The organism is Paracoccus aerodenitrificans (genome assembly GCF_027913215.1).
GTDB lineage: Bacteria > Pseudomonadota > Alphaproteobacteria > Rhodobacterales > Rhodobacteraceae > Paracoccus > Paracoccus aerodenitrificans.
In genome coordinates this window covers 1-18,441 of record NZ_CP115782.1, presented here as the reverse complement: position 1 = coordinate 18,441, position 18,441 = coordinate 1, and the positions used below count along the sequence as shown (strand labels likewise).

The 18,441-nt window shown below is 59.4% G+C and carries 20 protein-coding genes and 1 pseudogene; 8 read left to right on the top strand and 13 right to left on the bottom strand.

Annotated features, from left to right (window positions below; genetic code table 11):
• Positions 1 to 188: 188 nt before the first annotated feature.
• From PAE61_RS01160 to PAE61_RS01150, 3 genes are all read left to right on the top strand, one after another.
• On the top strand, positions 189 to 383 hold the full coding sequence (locus PAE61_RS01160; RefSeq protein ID WP_271112157.1) for a helix-turn-helix domain-containing protein: 195 nt from the start codon (positions 189 to 191) through the stop codon (positions 381 to 383).
• 223 nt (positions 384 to 606) lie between these two features.
• Complete coding sequence (locus PAE61_RS01155) at positions 607 to 1,368, top strand: hypothetical protein (protein ID WP_271112156.1); 762 nt, start codon at positions 607 to 609, stop codon at positions 1,366 to 1,368.
• A 157-nt stretch (positions 1,369 to 1,525) separates the two neighbouring features.
• Positions 1,526 to 2,137 carry a hypothetical protein gene (locus tag PAE61_RS01150; RefSeq protein WP_271112155.1) on the top strand — a complete coding sequence of 204 codons (612 nt, stop codon included), beginning with the start codon at positions 1,526 to 1,528 and terminating at the stop codon, positions 2,135 to 2,137.
• A gap of 360 nt (positions 2,138 to 2,497) precedes the next feature.
• Here the strand turns inward: PAE61_RS01150 and PAE61_RS01145 are convergent, their stop codons facing one another.
• The 3 genes from PAE61_RS01145 to PAE61_RS01135 form a co-directional block, all read right to left on the bottom strand.
• The gene (locus tag PAE61_RS01145; protein WP_271112154.1) at positions 2,498 to 2,788 is read right to left on the bottom strand and encodes a HigA family addiction module antitoxin; all 291 of its coding nucleotides are present in this window, start codon (positions 2,786 to 2,788) and stop codon (positions 2,498 to 2,500) included.
• A gap of 12 nt (positions 2,789 to 2,800) precedes the next feature.
• Complete coding sequence (locus tag PAE61_RS01140; RefSeq protein WP_271112153.1) at positions 2,801 to 3,082, bottom strand: type II toxin-antitoxin system RelE/ParE family toxin; 282 nt, start codon at positions 3,080 to 3,082, stop codon at positions 2,801 to 2,803.
• 86 nt (positions 3,083 to 3,168) lie between these two features.
• Complete coding sequence (locus tag PAE61_RS01135) at positions 3,169 to 4,557, bottom strand: DUF8810 domain-containing protein (protein ID WP_271112152.1); 1,389 nt, start codon at positions 4,555 to 4,557, stop codon at positions 3,169 to 3,171.
• Between the two features lie 293 nt (positions 4,558 to 4,850).
• Between PAE61_RS01135 and PAE61_RS01130 the strand changes: the two genes are divergently transcribed.
• From PAE61_RS01130 to PAE61_RS01115, 4 genes are read left to right on the top strand one after another with little or no spacing between them, the layout of a single operon-like run.
• Positions 4,851 to 5,414 carry a recombinase family protein gene (locus tag PAE61_RS01130; RefSeq protein ID WP_054540556.1) on the top strand — a complete coding sequence of 188 codons (564 nt, stop codon included), beginning with the start codon at positions 4,851 to 4,853 and terminating at the stop codon, positions 5,412 to 5,414.
• Between the two features lie 10 nt (positions 5,415 to 5,424).
• Positions 5,425 to 7,035: an IS481 family transposase gene (locus PAE61_RS01125; RefSeq protein WP_271112168.1), complete on the top strand. Its 1,611-nt coding sequence runs from the start codon at positions 5,425 to 5,427 to the stop codon at positions 7,033 to 7,035.
• Positions 7,036 to 7,072: 37 nt separating this feature from the next.
• The gene (locus PAE61_RS01120; protein ID WP_271112151.1) at positions 7,073 to 8,029 is read left to right on the top strand and encodes an ExeA family protein; all 957 of its coding nucleotides are present in this window, start codon (positions 7,073 to 7,075) and stop codon (positions 8,027 to 8,029) included.
• Positions 8,026 to 8,733, top strand: coding sequence for a UPF0149 family protein (locus PAE61_RS01115; RefSeq protein ID WP_054540558.1), 708 nt, complete (start codon positions 8,026 to 8,028; stop codon positions 8,731 to 8,733). Before PAE61_RS01120 ends, PAE61_RS01115 begins: the two co-directional genes overlap by 4 nt.
• Positions 8,734 to 8,896: 163 nt before the next feature.
• Here the strand turns inward: PAE61_RS01115 and PAE61_RS01110 are convergent, their stop codons facing one another.
• Genes PAE61_RS01110 through PAE61_RS01095 form a run of 4 tightly spaced genes read right to left on the bottom strand, consistent with a single transcriptional unit; the run spans position 8,897 to position 11,868 of the window.
• Positions 8,897 to 10,729 (bottom strand): Eco57I restriction-modification methylase domain-containing protein, encoded by a 1,833-nt coding sequence (locus tag PAE61_RS01110; protein WP_271112167.1) that lies wholly within the window; start codon positions 10,727 to 10,729, stop codon positions 8,897 to 8,899.
• A 26-nt stretch (positions 10,730 to 10,755) separates the two neighbouring features.
• On the bottom strand, positions 10,756 to 11,019 hold the full coding sequence (locus tag PAE61_RS01105) for a ribbon-helix-helix protein, CopG family (protein ID WP_271112166.1): 264 nt from the start codon (positions 11,017 to 11,019) through the stop codon (positions 10,756 to 10,758).
• Entirely contained in the window at positions 11,012 to 11,626 is a 615-nt protein-coding gene (locus PAE61_RS01100) for an AAA family ATPase (protein WP_271112165.1), read from the bottom strand. Before PAE61_RS01100 ends, PAE61_RS01105 begins: the two co-directional genes overlap by 8 nt.
• Complete coding sequence (locus PAE61_RS01095) at positions 11,623 to 11,868, bottom strand: hypothetical protein (protein ID WP_271112164.1); 246 nt, start codon at positions 11,866 to 11,868, stop codon at positions 11,623 to 11,625. The genes PAE61_RS01100 and PAE61_RS01095 overlap by 4 nt, the downstream gene beginning before the upstream one ends.
• A gap of 176 nt (positions 11,869 to 12,044) precedes the next feature.
• Here PAE61_RS01095 and PAE61_RS01090 point away from each other — a divergent pair, with 176 nt between their 5' ends.
• Positions 12,045 to 12,722 carry a recombinase family protein gene (locus PAE61_RS01090; RefSeq protein ID WP_271112163.1) on the top strand — a complete coding sequence of 226 codons (678 nt, stop codon included), beginning with the start codon at positions 12,045 to 12,047 and terminating at the stop codon, positions 12,720 to 12,722.
• 92 nt (positions 12,723 to 12,814) lie between these two features.
• On the opposite strand, the gene PAE61_RS01085 is transcribed toward PAE61_RS01090, so the two are convergent.
• The 6 genes and pseudogenes from PAE61_RS01085 to PAE61_RS01060 all read right to left on the bottom strand — a co-directional run bounded on the left by PAE61_RS01085 (position 12,815) and on the right by PAE61_RS01060 (position 18,182).
• Positions 12,815 to 14,410 (bottom strand): Hint domain-containing protein, encoded by a 1,596-nt coding sequence (locus PAE61_RS01085; protein ID WP_271112162.1) that lies wholly within the window; start codon positions 14,408 to 14,410, stop codon positions 12,815 to 12,817.
• 328 nt (positions 14,411 to 14,738) lie between these two features.
• Positions 14,739 to 16,088: pseudogene (locus tag PAE61_RS01080) on the bottom strand (IS1380 family transposase).
• Between the two features lie 193 nt (positions 16,089 to 16,281).
• Positions 16,282 to 16,560: a hypothetical protein gene (locus PAE61_RS01075; RefSeq protein ID WP_271112161.1), complete on the bottom strand. Its 279-nt coding sequence runs from the start codon at positions 16,558 to 16,560 to the stop codon at positions 16,282 to 16,284.
• A gap of 138 nt (positions 16,561 to 16,698) precedes the next feature.
• Complete coding sequence (locus PAE61_RS01070) at positions 16,699 to 17,046, bottom strand: MliC family protein (protein WP_271112160.1); 348 nt, start codon at positions 17,044 to 17,046, stop codon at positions 16,699 to 16,701.
• Between the two features lie 64 nt (positions 17,047 to 17,110).
• The gene (locus tag PAE61_RS01065; protein WP_271112159.1) at positions 17,111 to 17,392 is read right to left on the bottom strand and encodes a hypothetical protein; all 282 of its coding nucleotides are present in this window, start codon (positions 17,390 to 17,392) and stop codon (positions 17,111 to 17,113) included.
• 16 nt (positions 17,393 to 17,408) lie between these two features.
• On the bottom strand, positions 17,409 to 18,182 hold the full coding sequence (locus PAE61_RS01060; protein ID WP_271112158.1) for a replication initiation protein: 774 nt from the start codon (positions 18,180 to 18,182) through the stop codon (positions 17,409 to 17,411).
• Positions 18,183 to 18,441: the final 259 nt, after the last annotated feature.

Below are 18,441 nucleotides of genomic sequence, written 5' to 3'. Positions count from 1 at the left end.
TTTTCAGATCAGAGCATTACGATCCCCGAAGTAAGAAGATTCTAGAAGAAAAAGAAGAAGAACAATCAAAGCACAAATGCGGATTTACGTAATTGCATAATTTTCGTCATGTTCGGTCTTTGTTCCTTGAGCTGTAGCTGCCAAAACACTACAATGGCTCGTATCTGCTCACACATGGACCGCAAGATATGGACATTTCACCCCTCCTCACCGTGGCTGACTTCTGTCAGGCCGTAGGTAGTAGCCGATCCACCTGGCACAAACTCAAGCGCCAGGGCGCAACACCCGCCATTGTCACCATCGGCGGCATTCAACGCATCCGGAAGGAAGCGGCTGAGGCATGGCTTGCTGAGAACGAAACAAGAGGCAGCACCATCCACTAACAACATCTTGCCCGGTCGAAATGGGAGGAACGGCGGGCGCATTGAGGCTGAGAAACTGGACACGCAATTTACCGCATCAGGTTCTAACGGAACGGCTGAAACGCCCGAGTTACGGAAGCAGCCTATATATATAGCTCGCGCGTTACCTATACCGTATGGTTCCCACCGGTGCCCACACAGTGACACAGGGGCGAACAGAAACGGGCAAGGGGCAGCCCGTCCGTTGGGCGCGGTAGTCAGCGAGGTCGCCAAGACGATCCAGCCACCAGAAAAACACACGGATGGCTTGCCGGTCGGGTCTCAGGCCAAATTCATCGAGGCAGCCAAATGCGCGGCCATTCTCGGTTTTCCGATCAACACGCTTCTCACTGTTCGCTGGTCATCGCTCTACCACCACGACAATGCTAATCCCCTCTTTGCACAGTCTGCCGTCGAGCGGATTGCCTACCTGGTCGAGTTGCTGAGAAAATGGGTTGGGGTGCGGTGTCGCGGTGGATTCCTGTATCTTTGGGTCCGCGAAACGACGTCGGAGCTGGGCGAGCACTGGCACCTCGCCTTTCATCTTCCACACGGGAAACGGAAGGCCGTCACGTCCTACCTTTCCGATCTTCTAGGCGAACCCTTAGACCACACGCCCCGCACCAAGGCGCAGGGTCAGACAGAAGGCGAGTTCGCATGTAGCGTCTGGGGATCATGGCACTTGGCGAAAGACACGCACCCGGAACGATCCGGCTTCTACCTCGCAGCCTATCTCGGGAAGGGCGAACCGTCTGAACGCATGTTTCGCGGCAAACTGGTCCCGAACACCCGCAAGCTGGTCAGGGGCCAGGCATTCGGTGGCCGCGAAAGGTCTGGCAGATACGACGCGCCGCAAGGTCAGATCAGGGGCACGATAGCACTCAAGAAACGGTTCGACATTGCCCGTCCGCTCAAACAGGCCATGAAAGCCCGCCAGAGCGGCGATTTAAGCGGCATGAGGGGCTGAGGTATGGTCAGGGGATACCAAAAACGAGAAGGGCGCTCAGCGGCGCTCTCTGCGCCTCTCAGGGGCATTCACGAAAATCATCCTTTCACAGCAAAAGCAGCCTGGAACCGATACCGGGCAAGTTTCCAAATGATTTCGGCAAAATCTGAGGCAAAGCATGGGCGGGATTGGTAGCGGGCGACACTGGCAGTTCGGGGCAGACACAACGGACGACTACCGTTCGATTGATATTCGTTGGCTTAAACGTGAGGGGCTTCTGGAATCCGGGATCAGTCGCCGCATCACCTGGTCGCGCGGTGGCGAGGTGACAGGCTCGATCAACATCCAGTCAGAGCCGGGGCGCGTAATCTTGGACTATCGCCACCGGGGTCGCGGCGGGGAATGGCAACCTGAACGCTATCCCGTCTATCTCGACACCACGCCCTGCCACATGGGCGGCGAGCGGCATTGGTTCCTTTGCCCAGCTCGGGGCTGCAGTCGCCGGGTCGCCATCCTCTACGCCGGGGCAATCTTCGCCTGCCGTCATTGCTACCAGTTGGCCTATCCCTCTCAACGGGAAAAGCCGGGAGATCGAGCTGCACGGCGGGCAGATCGCATCCGCGACAAGATGGGCTGGCCCGGTGGCATCCTAGAGGGTGGTGACTGGGGCAAACCCAAGGGAATGCACTGGCGCACCTATGAGTGGCTTTGCCGGGAACACGACGCCCTGTCAGATCACGCCCTGGTCGGGATCATGGATCACCTGAACCGCCTGTCCGGTCGTTTCTAAAATAGGCTGATCTAGACAAGCTGGTTTGCCCGCGTCTTTCTATGTGTGGGCGTTGGCGTTGGCAGGAAGTGTGAGTTGTAAGACAAGATTCGCGTAGGTCTGCCTTCAGGCCCCTGTATGAGGGCCGCACAGGTCCAATGTGTGAATGAAGATGGCAGGAAATAGGGGCTCTATGTTCACACCCTAGTCAGCACGATAAACCCTTGTTTTCACAGGGCGTGGTCAGTTTTGGGTGTGAAGATGGAAACCGCACCGGATTGACCGCTTCAAAGGCGCATTGTTCGGTGCATCAAAACGCCCCAATCCGCCCCGATAAATGGGGTCGGGACGGCTTGGGGCGTTTCCGTTATCAAGGAAAGGTCAGGCCGCTATGAGCGGCTCAATGCCTGACACATCGACGCTCTTACGGGCAGAGGCCATGTCAAAATTCGCCTGCATATTGATCCAAAATTCAGGGGTCGTCCCAAGAGCTTTCGACAGGCGCAGGGCCGTGTCAGGGGTTACCCCCGTTTGTTCCTTAACCAGTCGCTCAACCCGCGTGCGTGGCACGCCAATCGCTTTTGCCAGGCCAATCGCCGAAACCCCGAGCGGCTCAAGAAATTCATGCTTGAGGATCTCGCCGGGGTGGCAGGGGTTGGTCATCAGTCCCATGAGCTGCTCCTTTCAGTGGTAGTCCGTAAATTCAACATCAGCAGGGCCGCTTTCGGTCCAGACGAAACAAAAGCGCCATTGGTCGTTCACCCGGATCGAGTATTGCTCTTTGCGGTCGCCTTGAAGCGCCTCAAGCCTGTTGGCAGGCGGCATCCGCAAATCCTCAAGCTTGCTCGCCGCGTCGATCATGGTCAGCTTGCGGCGTGCAACCTTCATGATACCGGCGGGAAAGCCTTTGCTGGCCTTGTTCGCCAGAACGTCCTGGATCAGCTTTCCCTTGGTACTTTGGATCATGCCAGAAACGTATCAATAATTGATACACGTGTCAATTGTTGATACATCACGTTCTTTCTCTGAGAGCGAGGCAACAGCTTGGCGGATCAGATTGAGGCTTCCAGAAGGGCGATTTCATCCGGTGTCAGGTCGAACAGCTCATAGACAATACCGTCGATCTTGGCTTCGGCCTGGGCAATCTCGGCAGTAAGGTGGGCGATTTCGGCGCGGTCGCGGGTGATCCAATCTTCCCAATCGGACCGCTCAGACAGCGGAATGTCAGCCTTGAACACCTTCTTCACTTCGGCCCGGAAGGCGGCGAAATCTGGCAGGGTCCACCATTCCTTGAGCTTGTTGGTGAGCTTTGGCTCGCGCTCTGTCGGGCAGAGGTCGGGAATGCGGCGTGTCAGGGCGGTTTGCAGCTTCAGGCGTTCTTGTGCAGCTTTACTGGCCTGTTCACTTGCAGCCGCCAAATCGATCTGTGCGCCATCGTTCCAGGCCGGAATAGGAAGTTTTTCGACATACTGTGACTCAAGTTCCAGCCGCCATTCGCCTCCACGCATGGCGCGGCAGAGGCCCTGCAAGACGAGCCATTGCAGCTTAGAATTGAGCAGTGCCAATAGAGCCATGTCGCCAACCGGGACAAAGAAGCACTTGTTGTTCGCGTAGTAGCTTGCGATGTCGGCCAAAAACTTACGCCCTTGAGAGAAATGCGGCCAGATCAACTTTGGCCCTTCAAAGTGCGGCGCATAGGCTTCCTGCGCCTGTTGCAGCTCGAACCATTCTTGCTTGGTCGCCCGCTTTTCAAGCTGTTCCCTGAACGGCAACAGCCAATCGCGGATGGCCGGATAATCCTCTATGTCGATCCGGTTTTTGGGAATGTAGATCAGCCAAAGCCCGCGCGGTTCCGCCCACCAGCGTTGCAGATCTTTGCCTTCCAGGAACGGCTTCAACAGCCCGGCAGAGCGCGGGTCCTGAGCGCAAAGCCGGTCCTTGGTCGGCGTGTCGATCACAAAGGCCGCGTTCAGGCCGGTCTTGATACCGTAGAGTGGCGATCCATACACCTCTTTCAGTGTCTTGCGCCCTGCCCTGATTTTCTCGCGCAGCGCCCGCAATGCGGGGTTTTCCAGCTCCCATGATCCGGCCCCAAGGGCCGATTGCGGGTAAGGGCCTTGTGCGGCTTCCCAGCTTGCCAGGAAGTTCGTGTCCGGTAGCGCATCCACCTTCCAGAACCGCAGCTCATGATCTTTCGGCGCGGCCCCGCGCTTCAAGATCAGGATCGCCGGGTAGGTCGTCACGCCTTCGAACACTTGCAGATCGCCAAAATCGACAACGCCCTCAATCGTCGCCTCCCGTAGAAGGTATTGCCGCAGAGGCTTACCCGATCCGGTTTTGAAGAAGGTGTTCGAGGAAATGTAACCCAAGCGCCCGCCCGGTTTCAGCAGGCGCAGGCCCCGTTCGTAGAAGTAGCAGTAGATGTAACGGCCTGCAATCATCCTGAGTTCGGCTTGCAAACATCGTGATTTTTGGCCCGGATTATTTGCGTCTATCCTGGGTGCCGAACCCGCATTATTTGCGAATGAGCCCGAATTGTTTGCAACCAGCCTGCAATCATCGGGCCGAACCCGGATTACGTGCGAACGGGCCGTTCAACAAACGCCCGTTTGCTGGACGGCAGCTGTAGCCGAATTCTCCCGATTGATTTTACGGCTCAATTTTGTCTGTTTACCGCGTCTGGAAATCAACGTATGAGTTCCTGTGAGCGGATCAGGTTGTCAGACGGTTTTTCATGCTCATTGGCTACGCACGTATTTCGACCGGGGATCAGAGCCTTGCCTTGCAGCATGACGCGCTGAGATCGGCAGGATGCGAGCGGATTTTCGAGGACAAAGCGAGCGGAGCCAAGACAGCAAGGCCTGGCCTGACCAGCGCCCTGGAACAACTGCGCGAGGGTGACACGCTGGTTGTTTGGCGGCTGGACCGGTTGGGGCGGTCCCTGAAGGATCTGATCGCCCGGGCCGAAGAGCTGAAGGAGATGGGCGTCGGGCTGAAGAGCCTTCAGGAATCCATCGACACCACGTCGAGCGGCGGCCAGCTGATCTTCCACATGTTCGGCGCTCTTGCCGAGTTTGAGCGCAACCTGATCCGGGAGCGCACCCTGGCTGGATTGACTGCAGCGCGGGCGCGCGGCCGCAAGGGCGGCCGCAAGAAAGCGCTGGACCGCAAGAAACGAGCCCATGCGGTGGACCTCTACCGCTCCCGCAAACACACGGTGCCGGAGATTTGCAGCCTGATGGGGATCTCACGGGCCACGCTCTATGCCTATGTCGCTGAGTTTGCCGATGGCAAATAGGGGCATCCGCATTCCGGCCGAGACGCTGCTGGCGCTGAGAACCCGGCTGGCCGGGTTGCCGCCCCGGTCAGCGGCGCGGCGGGAGGAGGTTGGCCGGATCGCGGGCCTTTTTGGCGTCAGCCCGTCCACGGTCTACCGCGCCCTGAAGTCCCTGCATCAGCCGAAGGGCTTGCGGCGGTCGGACCGCGGGAAACCGCGTGGCATCCAGGAACGTGATCTGGCGCGCTATTGCGAGATCATCGCCGCCTTGAAGATGCGCACGAGCAACAGGAAAGGGCGGCATCTTTCGACCACCCGGGCCATCGAGCTCCTGGAAGAGCATGGTGTCCAGACGCCGGAGGGCCATGTGCAGCCCCCGAAAGGCCTGTTGAAACGATCGACCGTGAACCGGTGGCTGAAAGATTGGGGATACGACCAGCCCCGCATGACCCGCGCGGCGCCGGCAGCCCGCTTTGAAGCCCGCCATTCCAACGCATGCTGGCAATTTGACATCAGCCCCTCGGATCTGAAGCATATTGCGCAGCCGGCTTGGCTGGACCCCAAGCGGGGACAGCCAACGATGATGCTTTACAGCGTGGTGGATGACCGCTCCGGCACATCCTATCAGGAGTACCGCTGCGTCTACGGCGAGGATGCGGAAAGCGCGCTGCGGTTCCTGTTCAATGCAATGTCGCCCAAGGAGGATACGGAGTTCCAAGGCATTCCCGGGATGATCTATCTCGACAATGGCCCCGTCGCCAAGAGCTTGGTGTTTCAGACGGTGATGGAGCGGCTTGGGGTGGAATGGAAGACGCATATGCCCGCCGGCTCCGACGGGGCGCGGGTTACCGCCCGGTCGAAGGGCAAGGTAGAAAGACCTTTCCGGACGGTGAAGGAGGCCCATGAGACGCTCTATCATTTCCACGAACCGGAAACCGAGGCGGAGGCCAATCTCTGGCTGAGGAATTTCATCAACAAATATAATGACAAACCCCATCGCCGGGAACCGCACAGCCGGATCGAGGATTGGGTGGCCAATCTGCCAGAAACCGGTATTCGCGAGATGTGTTCCTGGGAACGCTTCTGCGCCTTTGCCCGGGAGCCCGAGCGCCGGAAGGTCGCAGCGGATGCGCGCGTTTCCATCGACGGGGCCTTCTACGAGGTTGATGGCGATCTCGCAGGCGAGGAGGTACTGCTGTGGTGGGGCCTTTTCGATCATGAGCTGTTCGTGGAATGGCAGGACAAGCGCTACGGCCCCTATCGGCCCGAGGGCGGGCCAATCCCCCTGCACCGGTATCGCAAGCGCAAATCTTCGCCCCGTGAAAAGCGCGCCGAGGCGGTAGCCAAACTGGCCGAGCAGATCAGCTTGCCGCGTGCCGCTCTTGGCGGGTCAGGTTTGGACGCGGCCCCGGCCGAGATTGTGCCGCTGCCCAAGGTCCGCTTCAGCGATCCGGACCCTTGGGGGCAGATTTCCTATGAGAATGCGCTGAGCGCACGGCGGGCCATTTCCTATCTGCTGGACCGGCCGCTTGCTGAACTCTCGCAGGAGGACCGTGCCTTCATCGGCGATCTGGTTGGCCGGACGCTCAACAAGGCCGAGATCGAGGCGGCAATCAAGCAGCGCTTCCGGCGCGAACAATGACAGGAAGGGGGCGGGTCTCATGCTCAGCAGACAGGTCATGAAACATTTCCGCATCGAGCGGCCGTGGAACCAGGCGGGGTATTTCGAGACCGAACGCCTGACCCAGTTCCGGGAGGACGTGATGGCCGCCATTATGGCCGGGCATCTGATCGCCATTTCCGGCCCTGTGGGGGTCGGCAAGACAGTGATGATCAACCGTCTTCAGGAACAGATCACGGCCGACAAGAAAATCATCGTGGCGCGCAGCCTCTCGGTGGACAAGCCGCGCGTGGTGCTGCCGGCCCTGATCACGGCGCTCTTTCTCGACATTAGCGGCGATCCGGACATGAAAGTTCCAACCCAGCCCGAGCGCCGGGAGCGGCTGCTTCAAGAGGCCGTGCGCAAGGCCAAAAAGCCGATTGCCCTCTTCATCGACGAAGCCCATGACCTGCACGGCAATACGCTTAACGGCTTGAAACGGCTGCGGGAAGTCATCGGCGCCGGGGGCGGCACCCTGTCCGTGGTGCTGGTTGGCCACCCGCGGCTCAGAAATGACCTGCGCCGCGCCACGATGGAGGAAGTCGGCCACCGGACGGTGAAGTTCGAATTCAGCAGCATCGGCGACGAACGCCGTGAATTCGTGTCCTGGCTTCTCGGACAATGCCTGGCCGAAGGGGTTGAGCCGCTGGACGTCTTTGAGGATGCGGCGCAGCAGTATCTTGCGGAGCGTCTTTCCACGCCCTTGCAGTTTGCCGAACACCTGAACCGGGCCTTTGCCGATGCCTACCGGATGGGCGCGGATCAGGTCACGCGCGAGATCGTAGAGGAAACCATTTCGGTCGGCTTTGACGATCTTGACGCCCGGCTGGCCCGGATCGGCTACAGCCCCAAGGCGCTGGCCGATCTGACCGACACCCGCCTTCCCGAAATCCGCCGCTTCCTCAAGGGCCAGCTGGATACAGACAGAACCGACGAACTCTCAACCCTCATGCGAAAAGCGGGGCTGCCGATATGAAACGCAATACCGAACTTTCCGACAGCGAAGAACGCAGGCTGGGAGAATTCCTTGGCCGGGTGCGCGGCGGCGCAATCCCGAATGTCGAAGCGCTCGACGGCTTCTTCGCGGCGCTGGCTTGTTGTCCGGATCTGGTCATGCCAAGCGAATACATGCCCGTCCTACAAAACGGCGCGACGGAAGACGGCGATCTGGTCTTTGAGGACATGGCGGAGGCCGAACTGTTTGTCGAACTGGTCAACCGGCACTGGAACCATGTGAACCACCAGCTCGATTCCGAGGAGGTATACCTGCCTCTCGTGCTGGAAGATGAGAATGGCAGATACCAGGCCAACGACTGGGCGCAGGGGTTCCTGCGCGGAACCGAGCTGCGGCGCGATATCTGGTTCCAGATCATGGAGGATGAAGCTGAAGGCGGTGCCATGGTGCCGATATGGGCACTCGCCTATGAACATCATGAAGACCCGGAAATGCGCCCCTTCGATGATCCTGTCACCGAGGGTCAACGGCAGGATCTGCTGGTTGGCGCCGCCGCAGGCGTCATGCGCATGCACCGGTATTTTTTGAAACAGCGCAATCTTTACACGCCGCCATCCGGGACATTCATCCGGTCAGGCGGCAAGACCGGCCGGAACGAGCCTTGCCCCTGCGGGTCCGGCAAGAAGTTCAAACAGTGCTGCGGGCGCCGTTCCATGCTGCATTAACTCGTTCGCACGTAATCCGGGTTTGGCCCGATGATTGCAGGCCGGTTGCAAATAATCCGGGCTCATTCGCAAATAATGCGGGTTCACCGCCCCGGATAAACGCAAGTAATCCGGGCCCAAAATCGCGATGATTGCAAGCCGAGATGATTATGTTTGCAGGTCGTTACAAGTAGAGGTCTGCCCGGTCGGACACGACTTCATAGCGGCTTTCCAGATAGGGTTTCAGCGCCTTCAGAAATTCCATGCGCACATAGGGCGGGTTGCCCAGAACCACGTCGAACCCGCCTTCGGCAAAGACGCCGGGAAAAGCCGTTTCCCAGGTGAAGGCGTGATCGAGATAGGCGAAGTTGCTGTCTTCGATCAGGCTGTCACCGACACGGATACTGCCTGACAGGCTGTCCAGCACCTTCCCGCGCCGCGCGGTCTTGATCCACAGCGACAGTTTGGTGATCTCGACGCTTTCCGCGTTCACATCGACGCCGAAGAGGTTGTTCGACAGGATTTCGCTATCGGGGTCGAGCAGGTCGTCAATGTGGCCCGCCTTCCCTTCCAGCTCGGCAACCTTCTCGTTCACGCGGGACAGCTCGGCTTTGAGGAAGTCGAACGCCATGATAAGGAACACGCCAGAGCCGCAGGCGGGATCGACAATGCGCAGCGTCTTGATGCGGTCGCGGTAGGCCCGCCAGGCTTCCAGCTCGGCCGATTTTCTGCGCCAGGGGATTGCCGCGTAATCGCCGAGGTCAGCACCCTTCTTCGCATGATCGCGCAGGATCGTTTCAAAGGCTTCCTTCAGATGTGCGCCTAAGGTTTCGGCCACAATGAAGCGGGCAATGTAATCAGGCGTATAGACAACACCATCACGCTTGCGCCGCCCACTGGTGCCGCTGGTCTTTTCTGGTTCTTCTTCCTCGCCCCGCGCAATGGCTTGCAGGCGCTCCACGTCCGCAATGGATTGCTCGAAGATATGGCCCAGGACAGTGACGGATACCTCAGAGGCGAAGTCGTATTCGCCCAGTGTCTTGAAGCCCTCGCAGATTGCGTCGGGCAGATCGAGGCCGTTGATCGCCTTATCAGCGCGGAACAGACCGCCATTGTAGCGGGGGATTTTGAGTTCCTCGCTGCCCAGATCGATTGCCCGGAACAGACCCTTGAAATTCTTCCACACCGGGCGCGGGTTATAAGGGTCGCGGGCGGTGAAGGCGGCAGCAAGCGTGTTGTTGGGAAAAAGACCGGTATCTTCGGCAAAGGCAATGAAGAGCACACGGTCGAGGATTTTCTGAGCCAGCCCGATTGCGTCTAGGGCTTCAATCGTGCTGTCGGCTTTTTGAACCGCGCCAAGGAGTTGAAGGCGCAGCGCCTTGTAGTCCCGATAGAGCTTGTCGGTAATATCCTTGTCTTCGCGGCGGCTTTCCTTGAGCAGATCGAGCGTGCGGCCCGACAGCAGATTGTCTGCCGACAACAGCAGCATGAAGCGGGCGTATTCGTCGGGGGCGGTGAGCTGGTCGAGCCTGAAGGCTTCATAGGCGGCGGTGCCTTCGCCAAACCCGTAGAGGCGCAGCTCGATGTAGTTGGACACCAGAACCCATTTCACGCCGCGTGCGTTCATGGCGTATTCCCACGCCTGTTGAACGGGGCTTTTGTTGCGCCCAGGCATGATTGCATCGAGATCGCGCGTGTCGGCCCCCTTCAGCTCGAACGGGGCCAAGATTTCAGGCTTCTTTCCACCAAAGCGGCCAAGGGCCAGATCAACGCTTCCGCGAAGAATCGTCTGTTCGGTCGCAACCGTGTATTCCGCGCCCCCGGCTGGGCCGTGATAGCCAAGAACACCTTCAACTATCTTCGAGGTGAATTGCCCATGCAGCGCGACTTCCTTCAACGAGTAGATGCGGCCATCGCGGATCAGCTCTGCCCAGGCTTCGAGGGCGGCTAGGTGATCCTCGGGAAGGGAATCGGGTTTGATGTGGCGCGCAAGGGTTTTGCGGTTGAAAAGGTTCATAGAAGCATGCTCGCATATTTACGTAATTACGCATTTGCGCGTTTAAGGTATTCCGCAAGCGCGGCTTCCAGAATGGCCTGGTGTGTCTGGTCGGTTTTGGCGGCATGAATCCGCAAGCGCTTGTAGGTCTCGCCATCGAGTGCCAGCGTCAGCCGCTTCTCACCTTGCCGCTTCGCCTGTTTCTTTTCTTGAGATGCGCCCCGCCCTGCCCCGCGTTGCGGTATCCCTGTATCGGTCGGGCGGCTTTCGGTGTTCAACAGGCCATCGAGTGCCACGGGTTTCTTAGCCATCCAGAATCCCTTTCACGTAATCCCATAAGGCGGCAATCTCTGCCCCCGCCTTGGCGTCCGTTGTCTCAGATACCCCTTGGCCGGTCGCGCCTGTCTCAGCATAGGCGACACGCTGCGCGATATTCACTGGGGCAACTCTGCCGTGTTGTGCCAGGACGCGAGCCGCTTCCTCAGTGATCCGCGCACGCGGCGTCTGGGACAGGGCGAAGGCGAAAGGCACCTTCGCAGCATTCACGGCGGCTATGGTGGCGCCTACCGCCCGCAGATCGTCAGGGGAAGGCCGAACCGGGATTAATACCAGGTCAGCTGCGCCAAGCGTCTCAGATAGCCATTCCGGGGCCGCCGGTGGCGTGTCGATTATACAGAGGTCGAAATGTGCTTTGGCCGCGTCCAGTGTGGCGCGTAGCGCGTTAGGGGCAGGGTCGCGGTCCAGCATTGCCGGGGTTTCAGCTTCACGGCTTTCCCACCACCCTCTGAGTGAGCCTTGCGGGTCCAGGTCGAGGCAAAGCACCCGCCTGCCGTCTAGAGAGGCGGCAACGGACAGGTTGCGGGCCAAGGTGGTTTTCCCGGCTCCGCCTTTCTGAGCGGCTATCAGTATCGTTTTCATGATTGGGTGCTGGTGGTGTTGGCAACTGACCGGCTGATGTCTGTCAGAACACCAACAACTATTCCGAAGATTAGAACGTAAAGACCTTGGTCTATCGCTTGGCCCGTGGTGCCGCTACCAAGGTAACGAAGCACAAGGCTAGGGTCGCCCGATTGAGGGACGAACAGCGCAAGGGCAATCCTCAAGACGCCAAATATGATTGCCAGCCATGCAACGACACGTCCTGCTTGCGTGAAGAACATTACGCCTCTCCCGTCTTTTTGGGCGAAGCTACTGCAAATGCACGAAACCGCAAACGCATAATGTCATACACGCATATTAGCGTATTTACGTAAATGCATACATATGTATAAGAACAAAACGGACGTAGGGTTTTTATACACCCTAAGGTTTCCACTAGGATCGAAAGGGCCGTGCCATGAAATTCGTCACCTATCTTCGCGTATCAACAGAACGCCAGGGCCAGAGCGGTTTGGGGCTGGAAGCGCAACGCGCGGCGGTGGCGGCGCACGTCCTAGGCCGGGGCGAGGTCGTGGCAGAGTTTGTCGAAGTCGAAAGCGGTAAGCGGTCAGATCGCCCGGAGATGGCGCGGGCGCTGGCAGAGGCGAAACGGGCAGGGGCCGTGTTGCTCATTGCCAAGCTGGACCGTCTCGCCCGCAATGTCGCCTTCATTGCGAATCTTCTGGAAAGCGGGGTCGAAGTCACGGCGGCGGATATGCCAGAGGCAAACCGTTTTGTGCTGCACATCATGGCCGCAGTCGCGGAACAAGAGGGCCGCGCAATCTCAGAGCGCACCAAGGCGGCGCTGGCGGCGGCGAAGGCGCGTGGGGTCAAGTTGGGCTGGTCTATCCCTGCGCGGGCTTCTGAGCAGCGTCAGGCGGCGCGCACGGGCGCGGCGGTGAACAAAGCGCGGGCGCTGGCCCATGCAGAGAACGTCTTGCCGGTGATCGAGCAGATCAGGGCAGGGGGCGCATCCCTTCGTCAGATCGCGGCGGAACTGAATGCACGCGGGATCAAAACCGCACGGGGCGGAAAGTGGCACGCGACCACGGTTCGGAATATTCTAACGGCGGAAAACGGCGCTGAGGCGAATTGAAACCCCTTGAGAGCGAGCAGTTACACCCATGAGTTACACCCTAGCCGGGATCTTCCGGTGCGGGGCCTGCTTGGCGTTAGTCGGTGATCCGCTTAGTGCAGGGTGGTTTCCGACACGAGGTCCGCCTGATTGCGGGCATGACGCCTGATCAGGCTCCGCTGGCGGGAACCTTTGGGGATTGTGCGGATGGCGCTTGGTTCGAAACCGGCCTCGGCCCACTCGGGGAAGATCGCCAGCAGTTCCTCGCGCTGTTCGGGCAGAAGCATGTGCAGAACCTGCGGACCGGCATAAAGGCTTTCGCTGAGCGCGCCGTCCGAAAAGACCAACTGGTGCCCGTCAAAGGCGAAATGCACGTATTCGACCTGTTCCAGGTCTTCGGCGATCTCGACCCCGTTCAGTGGCAGCAGGTTCTTGGCCGCAACCAGAACCTCGGTTTCGCCGAACATGCGTTGCGCGATGGCCGATGACACCAGCACACGATGCTGGGGTGACACGATCAGATCGCGCTGCGGATTATGGGCGCCAAGCGCGCCGGCCCGGATACGGATCGGGCGGATGCGCGGCATGCTTTGCAACTGTGCCGCCGTCACCATGCGCTTGCCAACCCAACGCAGCGGCTGCAGCCCGTGATCGCGCGTCATCACCAGATCGCCGATCTTCAGCTCGCCCGCGCGGACCTCGCCGTTGACGGTCATGATCATCGCGGTCGCGGCAAAGCAGATATGGGCGGGAACGATGATGATGCCAGAGCTGATCGAATCCTGGCCGTTGTTGAACCTGGTCGTGACCTCGATCTCGATATTCGAGCCGATGGGCGGATCGGGGATCAGATCGACAACCTCGCTGTTGATCCGATAGCCAGTGGCGGTCGGGATCAGTTCCGGGTCGCCGACCTGATAGGTTTTCGTGATCGTGATCGTGTTGTTGGGATCGTTCGGGTCCGGATATGTGAAGGTCACGTCGACCCCGTCCACATCCACGATCGGCGGCGGAGAGTTGATTTCGTTGATCAGCTGGGTGACATCGGTGACCTTGACCGCTCCGCCGGTATTGTCCATCTGGTTCAGCTGGCTCAGTTCGCTGTTCCGGCCCACGCCAACGGCCGAGATATTCGCGCCGAAGTCGTCGATCAGGTCCTGAGCCTCGTCGGTGAACTGACCACCGGTGTTCGCGCGCCCATCCGACAGGAACACGACGGTGTTGTTCGCCGAGGGGTCAACGCCCTGCGCGGTCCACGAATCGTGTATGTCCTGAAGCGGATCGGCAAAGTTGGTCGACGATGTCGGCGTCAGCGCGTCCACGGCCGCGTTGAAGGCGTCCTGGTCATCAAGGTTATAGACGCCGACGACCTGACCGTTTGTCGCGTAATCGACCAGGGTAATGGTCACACGCGACGGATCGTAGCCAAGCTGGACATATTTATCGAACAGCGCCTTGGCGGCGATTTGCTGCGCTTCCAGATAGGTGTCGATATCGCCGTCACCGTCGACATCGCTGCCCGAGGACCTGCCGGTCGACCCTGACCGGTCAATGGCCAGGGCGATGTTGATCTCGTCCGTGTCCTGGGCACCCAGGCTGACGTCATGGCTGAAGGTGACAGTGTCGGTTGCGTAATCCGGAACCGTGGTTGTCGTCGTGACCGGCACATTGTCAATCGTGTCCGATACGGTGATCACTTGATCTGGCACTTGTTAAAACCCCTAGCGAACTGCGGGGCCGCATTGCCGCTTCCCGTCAAGATATCGTTTATGGAATTACGCTGAGTCGCGCCACATATCGAAAAGGATAGTTTTAGCCGACATTCCCCACGTAGAACGCGGTCTTTGTCACTCTGGCGGCGCTTTGCGCGCCGATCAAGCTTTTTGAGCCCGCTGTGCCATGGTTCTGGCTTCTGACGTGCGAACTCAGCGTGAATTCTGGTCTCGGCGGCGGGGTTGATCTGGGTTTTGGTTTGATCGCCCTCCGTTTGGACAGACCAGTCGAGCCACTTTCCAACCGGATTTGCCGCTGACACCGTCATATTGGGACCGGTGGCGCACGCAGCCGCTGGATGGCCGCGAGGATACGACTGAACAGAGCGCCGCTGACGGCAACCTCGGCAAGCTGGAACGTGATGGCGCGGGCATGGCGGACGACCCGCGCGCCGATTTTAATCAGCCGGGTTTGCAGGCTGGTCAAAGACCAGTCGACCATCTCCTCCGGCAGATCAGCGCCCTGTAGGAAGATGCCGAGATTGTACGCCAATGCATGAAGCTGTAGCCGCACCTCGTTCTGCGCCATGCCCTTGCAGGACAGGCGCGTCCAGTTGATCGCCTGCTTGCCTTCCTTGATGTGCCGCTCGGCGGTGCCACGCTGATTATAGAAATGGATGATCCGGTCAGGGTCCATGGGCAGGTTGGTGACGACGAAACCGACGCGGGGGAACAACTCGCCCGGATGCCACTCGACCTTGGCTATGACCCGGCGCGGCTTGTCCCAGGACGCCGCCTGATACTCGAAATCACCGTAGATGCGCCGCACATGGTTGGGTGGTCGGCCCACCGGGCGCTTGAGCAGATGAGCAACCTTGCCCTGAAGAATACGATTGGCACGCAGTCGGATGGCGTAGAAATAGCCCTCAGCCTCCAGCGTCTTATAGAGGTCCGGGATGGCGAAGGCGGCATCGGCCCGGAAGAACCGCATCAGGTGACGGTCGGCATATCGCGCTATGACCGGCTAGAGAACCTCTTCCCACCCGTCGGCGCTATGCACATTGCCGGGGCGCAGCACACAGCGTTCCAGATGGCCGAACTGGTTGAACACAAACAGCGGGTGATAGCACATGCAGCCGAAATGACCGTTCCAGGCGGTGCCCTCCTGCGCGCCGTGGGTCGGGCTGACAGAACTGTCCATGTCGAGCGTGATCCACTTGGGTGCGGTTGCCGCATGAGCCCGGTCGATCCAGTGTCCGGACAAATCAGCCAACGCTGCGCGATTGTCGGCTGTCGCCAGCACCTCGGTCTCGAACCGCCCCATCTGGCTGGCGGAGGCGGCATTGGCATCGACAGCCCGTCCGCCAACGACCTGCCGCATCACCGGATCAGACGCCAATCGGTCAGCGTCATTCACGTCTTCGTATCCGGCCAGCCGACCGAAAACAGACTGACGCAACAGACCTACCAGAGAATGCAGACGGTTGTGACCGGTGCGGGTATCGCGCAGCACGCTATCCGCCAGTTCATGCAGGCCGAGCACCTCATCGAGTTCTCGGAACAGCAACAGACCACCGTCGGAACTGATCTTCGAGCCATAAAACTCCAGCCGCACCCGGCGATCAAAACCAAGCCGGGCATCGCCCGTTTCGCCTGCACCCTTCAGGTGATCCACAATCCGCCGCCTTCCGCCCAGTTAACGCGCTGAAATATAACACGTTACCGGCAATCATGGCGCGGAAATCGGTACGTTACTTGGGGAATGCGGGCCTAGGAGAAGCGGCGAAAGCGGCCGGTTTCAGGAAACCAACGCTTTCGAGGGCCATAAAGAAGGGGAGGCTCAGCGCAAAACGTCTGGATGACGGTTCCTACAGCATAGACGCGGCCGAGCTGGAACGGTGGAAAGATGCTAACGGGCACAGAAACGGTGCCGTGAAGCGAATTGCAACCCCTAGTGAAACACCTGAGACACCCCTGAAACCAGTGTGTTGCAGGCCGAAGTTGAGAAACTTCGCGCCCAGGTTCAGGCCGATCAGCGCGAACGCGATTTTCTCGAACAGCGCATCGAAGATTTGAGAGATCGGGCCGAGCGGGCGGAGCGTAAGGAAGACCAGCTCCATGCGCTCCTGGTCGATCTGCGACCACAAGCGCCAGCTGCGCCGCGCAAGGGGTTCTGGGGGCGGTTGTTCGGGTAGCCGCTAGCTAGCGCAGGCTGGGGCAAACTCACCAAAAGAACCCTCACGACCGACCTATGGGACATCCCCGTCGCGCGTCGTTATCTCGTTTCACTGGCTGTTTGATGTGCAATCCAGCAGAGACTCATCCTCGATCATATCGGTTAGCGTGGCATTCTCACCCTTTGTCCACCATTCGTACTGTCCAGACACGTAACGGGCGCCTGAGGCGGAGACCACGTTGACGAATATACGATGAATTCCATCCACCGGCACCAGCGCCAGAACGTCGGTTTCTGAAGTGAGATAATGCACGTCGAACGGTTGTTCCTCGCCGCATTCGTATTCCAGCGTGCCCATCGTCATGTCTTCGGAACCGAAATCGAGCGAAAACGAGACGTCCGCCGACGCTGCCGGAGCGAATGCCACAGATATCGCAATAATTGATACAAAGCGCATGAAATGTCCTTCTGCTTGTCCGATGCGGCCCTTGGTAACAGCTGCTCGTCGACGGTGCTAGCCGCTAGCGCAGGCTGTCCTGTTTCCCGCAATAAGCGACGAAGGCCGCGCCTGTGTTGTTTGGCGGATTGCCCTTGGCGGTTTCCGCCTTTGCGAAGGCCAGCCAGTCTGCGCGCAGGGCGTAGTAGTCCCGGCCCTTTTCCCTGGCGATGCTCCTCGCCTTTTCCTCGGCCCACCCCGGAAGCGTGATTTCGGGCAGGAGTTCGCTCTGCGGCGAACGCGGGCGGAAGATCACCAGGTCATCTGCGGTCAGCTCCATGCGATAGAACGGCGTGTGATTGCCCATGCCAATGCTTCCATAGCTACTCGATCACCTCTGGTGGCAACATTTCCTCAACGGTCCCGGTGATCCGCGCCTTGCGGCCTACGCGGGGGCGTTGCAGCTCGGCATAGGCGGCTTTCCGGCCTTCAATGTCCTTCGCCCCCCAGCCGATCAGAACGCCGGTGACGCGCCGCCCGGTTTTCTCGGGCATCACGGTCACGGTGAAGTCAGACAGGGCGTTCACCTCCAGAAGGGCGGGCTTGATCGCGTATTGGTTCAGATTGCCAAAGGTTTCCAGCTTCCCAGGCTCTACGCCTAAGAGTTCCCGAAAGTCATCCAGGGCGAACCGTTCCGTGAACACATGCTTGAGCCGCACACGCCGCGCCACAGCTTCATAGAGGGCCAGGGCATACTTCGAGGTGAAGGCCCGCAACACTTCCAGCTCCAGCTTGGCAAAGACGGTAGAATCCTTGAGCAGCAACGCCAGCTCGGGCGGGATCGAGTATTTCAGGTTGCCGCGTTTCCGCTTGGGGTCTGACAGGTTGTTCCAGCCCAGGAGCTGCACGCGGTCGGTTGATCCGTCCGGGCGCTGGATCGTCACCACGGTCGTCATGAGGGCTTCAATCGACTGCACAAGCCGATCATTGCTTTCGTGCGTTTCTCTCAGGTCAGCAACCGCGATTTCAAAGCGCCTACCCTCTGATGCCAGGTCTGGCCCAAAGGCATGGCGCAACAGCACATTGAACAAGCGCCGGTCTGCCAGCGTCAGCCTGGACGCGCCCTTCACCTCGATCAGCTCGGCAGGCTTCACCATCTCGCCCAGGTTCGGAGCGACATCGAGCGTCCGCGTATTATTAGTTTTGGGGCGGTTCGATTCCGACAATGGCTTTCCGTTAGCTGGCGATTCGCTCAAAGCTAAGAGTAAAGCCGTGCCAGAGGCAAGGTTTTGTGTCTCGATTCAGGTGGCGCCCAAACCGCCCGATTCCTAAGCGATAACCGCCCCAAAACTAATGGATAACCGCCCCAAAACTAATCTGTCCTCGCCCGATTCCTAAGAGTTTGTCGGGTTTCTC